Raw genomic sequence first — 299 nt, 5'->3', positions numbered from 1 at the left:
ATAGATTGATTAGTCTGTGCGTAGGCTTTTACCAACAAATCATGGCGTTTTGCATCTTTGAAACTACCGACATGAATAATATAGTTTTGATACTCAGGAACAAAAGCATCAGCCTGCTTTTGAATACTGTCTCTATCAATTGGATTGTGGATGGCAATGGTTGGCGTAATACGACCAAAGCTCTTGATAAAATCTTTTTGTGCGCCTTCGCTCACACACACACATGGGTGCTTTGCGTATATCTCCACCATTCTTTTTTTCAATTGTTCAGCATCATAATTTTTATTAAACTTGTAGAG

Annotated in this window: 1 protein-coding gene; it reads right to left on the bottom strand. The window is 37.5% G+C overall.

What is annotated here, in order from left to right:
* A partial coding sequence (locus SB749_RS19145; protein ID WP_410711697.1) for a hypothetical protein occupies positions 1-215 on the bottom strand: 215 nt, incomplete at its 3' end.
* Between the last annotated feature and the right edge of the window lie 84 nt (positions 216-299).

Source organism: Brevibacterium sp. SIMBA_078 (assembly GCF_046534565.1).
In the GTDB taxonomy this organism is placed as follows: domain Bacteria; phylum Actinomycetota; class Actinomycetes; order Actinomycetales; family Brevibacteriaceae; genus Brevibacterium.
The sequence above is the reverse complement of the archived record's forward strand: the minus strand, read 5'-3'. Positions and strand labels throughout refer to the sequence as shown.